We start from the raw sequence: 3,358 nt of genomic DNA on the forward strand, positions 1-3,358 counted from the left end.
GGCCGACATCGCCGCGGTGCCCACCAGGATGCCGTCGATCGGCATCAGCGGGAAGCCGTACTCCTGCGCCCAGCGCCCGGACAGGTATTCGGCCGCCCGCTCGGGCGTGCCGATTCCACCGCCGACACAGACGGTGATGTTGGAGCGCGACCGCAGCTCGGAATACGTTGCCAGCAACAGGTCGTCGAGGTCTTCCCAGGAGTGGTGGCCGCCGGCGCGCCCACCCTCGATGTGCATGATCACCGGCTTGGTGGGCACTTCGGTCGCGATCCGGATGACCGAGCGGATCTGCTCGACCGTGCCGGGCTTGAACACGACGTGGCTGATGCCGACGTCGTTCAGCTCCTCGATCAGCTCCACGGCGTCCTCGAGGTCGGGGATGCCGGCACTGATGACGAGGCCATCGATCGCCGCACCGGACTGACGCGCCTTCTGCACCAACCGCTTTCCGCCGACCTGCAGCTTCCATAGGTACGGGTCGAGGAACAACGCGTTGAACTGATAGGTGCGGCCCGGCTCGAGCAGCGTTGCGAGCTCATCGACGCGTGCGCCGAAGATCTCCTCGGTGACCTGCCCACCGCCGGCCAGCTCGGCCCAGTGCCCCGCGTTGGCCGCGGCGGCGACGATCTTGGCGTCCACGGTCGTCGGGGTCATGCCCGCGAGCAGGATCGGCGAGCGTCCGGTCAACCGGGTGAACTTCGTCGAGAGCTTGACCCGGCCGTCGGGAAGGCTCACCACCGTGGGGGCGTACGTCGACCACGCCCGCGCCACCTCGGGGACGGCCCCGACGGTGAAGAGGTTGCGCTGCCCGCCGCGGGTCGCGGCGGGCACGATGCCCACACCCAGGCCCCGGATCACCGGCGCGGTCAGCCGGGTCAGGATGTCACCGGGCCCCAGGTCGAGGATCCAGCGCGCACCGGCGTCGTGCACCCGGCCGATCTCCTCGACCCAGTCGACGCGGCGCACCAGGATGGACTCGGTCAGCTCGCGCGCCAGCGCGACGTCGAGCCCCACCTTTTCGGCCCAGCCGCCGACGATGTCGATGCCGTCGGCCAACCGGGGCGTGTGGAAGCCGACCTCCACCTGCACCGGGTCGAAGACCGGTGCGAAGACGTCCCCACCGCGAAGCTTGTTCTTGCGCTCGGCCTCTTCCTTTTCGGAGATCTGCTGGCAGTACAGCTCGAACCGGGACAGCTGTTCGGGGGTGCCGGTGATGACGACCGAGCGCCGGCCGTTGCGAATCGACAGCACCGGCGGCAACACGGTGCGGACGTCCTGCGCGAACTCGTCGAGCAGGCGGCCGATGCGCTCGGGGTCGGCGTTGGTCACCGACACCATCGGTGGGCGGTCGCCGAGCACGGAGATTCCGCGCCGACGAGCCACCAGCGTCCCGGCCGCACCGATCAGCTGGGCCATCGCCAGCAGTTCGGCGTCGCGGGTACCGGCGGCCTTGAGCGCCTCGACCGCGAGCACCCCTTGCGAATGCCCCGCGACGGCCACCGGCGGGGTGTCGTTCAAATCCATGCCTTGGCGCGCCAGCGCGCGCACGGCGGCGATCTGAGTGAGCAGCACGCCGGGAATCGACACCGCGGCCGACGTCAGGTGCTTGTCCGACGGGACGGGGTCCTCGGCCGCGAGCGCCCGCACCCAGGTGAGCGGCTCGAAACCGATCGGGCGCACCACCACGAGCTCTTTGGCCACCGGCTCGAGCAGCAGCTCCACCTCACCGACCAGCGTTGCCAGGTCGGCCTCGATCCCGGCCGACGACACCAGTTCTTCCAGGGTTTCCAGCCAGGCGCTGCCCTGGCCCCCGAATGCGACGGCGTACGGCTCGCCTGCCGTCAGACGGTCGACCAGAGCATGGGTGTCCCCGGCAGGTGCGTGGGGGCCTTTCCCGTCGCGATCGGCGGACACCCGGTCGTGCTCGTGGATCGTCACGTCTATCTCCCTCAATGCGTCATGTACGTCTTACGTATCAGTGCTTTCAGCCGGTCCGAAGGGGACAGGAACTCGAGAGAGTCCGTCGATTCCGCATCGAATCGCGACCGAAAATCCGTCTGACCGGTGTGTTGTCGGCGGGCCGTCCGCATGGGTGGAGCGGCGCGGCGGACTGCATCGGCTGTACTAAGAGTGTCATAAGGATCGACCCCCGTTTCGCGTGGTGATTGGTTACTGGTGAGTTCTACGCATGGGTAACCGTGTCGTGGGTAACACCGGTCTGAATCGGCGGCGCGGGCCCCGCGAACAAACCCGCTGCGTGCAGGTGGTTACGGTCGAGTAGCTATAACTGCGCTGATCAAAGCAGTTTTGTTATGTAATCGTTATGTAAAAATTTCGAGCCGTCGAGCCGCGTCGATCCCGCCTCGGCCGCGTCGCGCGGGCGGCATCCGCGCCCGCCGCCGCCAGAAATGAGCGAACGAGTGTTTGCTGGGATCTCTAAGACTCGCGGCCCGACGGTGGCGGGTGACGGAAACCCGGCGGCTAGGCCCACTGGCCGAATTGCGGCTTGAGGATTTCGTTGATGTCCACGCCGACGCCGCCGACGCTGCGTTTGTCGATCTCGACCTGATGCAAATGGGCGGCCGGGTGGGCGAATCCCTTGGGTGACCCCCAGTTGTGCTGCCAGAAGTACGAGCTCAGACCGTCGTGCAGCGCCCAGTCGATGGTCTTCGAATTGGCGTACACACCTGTGCGCTGATGACCGATCACCGACTCCCAGGACCGCAGGTAGGGCGCGATCAGCTGTTTGTACTGGTCGTAAGAGGGGTCGTCGTCGATGGAGGCGTAGATCGGTGCGCTGGCGGGGCCGCCGGCGGCGGCGTGCAGTTGCATCCCGCGCTGCGCGTGCTGGAGCCCGGCGCTGGCCCCGCCGAGCCAATCGGCGGTGTCACCCTTCCCGTACTGATAACAGGAGACGATCTTCAGCCCGTTGCTGTTGAGGTCACGCGCCTCGGCGACCTGGATCGGCTTGCCCAGCATCCAGTTGCCGCCGGGTCGCCGGTCCGATACGTACCTGATCGAGCCCACGGCACCGGCGGCCCGGATCTGACTGGCTGGGATGACGCCGGCCGCGTAGTCCAAGAGGGTGCCGAGCGACGCCGACGCCGGTGTGGCGCCCATGGACGCGCCCGCGACGCCCAGGCCCACCAAGGCCGGGGTCGCGGCCGCCAGTCTGAGGAGGTCGCGCCGCGAAACCGATGACACAAGCGACAGGGTACGACAGTAACCCCATCCGACACATTGACCACACTGGTCACATCTGCATCACGGTGCCGCATCCTGGGTTTGGGGTGACGCCGCCGTGGGCAGCACGATGACGCTCACGCCGTCCAGGCCGCGGCCGGCGGTCTGCCGGGCG

At 67.9% G+C, this 3,358-nt stretch carries 2 protein-coding genes; both read right to left on the bottom strand.

Annotated elements, in window-relative coordinates; genetic code table 11:
- A partial coding sequence (locus A9X03_RS26705) for a fatty acid synthase subunit beta domain-containing protein (RefSeq protein ID WP_197696154.1) occupies positions 1 to 1,938 on the bottom strand: 1,938 nt, incomplete at its 3' end.
- Between the two features lie 543 nt (positions 1,939 to 2,481).
- Positions 2,482 to 3,204, bottom strand: coding sequence for a DUF1906 domain-containing protein (locus tag A9X03_RS26710; protein WP_068263853.1), 723 nt, complete (start codon positions 3,202 to 3,204; stop codon positions 2,482 to 2,484).
- Positions 3,205 to 3,358 lie beyond the last annotated feature (154 nt).

This window comes from Mycobacterium sp. E1715, assembly GCF_001667625.1.
GTDB lineage: Bacteria > Actinomycetota > Actinomycetes > Mycobacteriales > Mycobacteriaceae > Mycobacterium.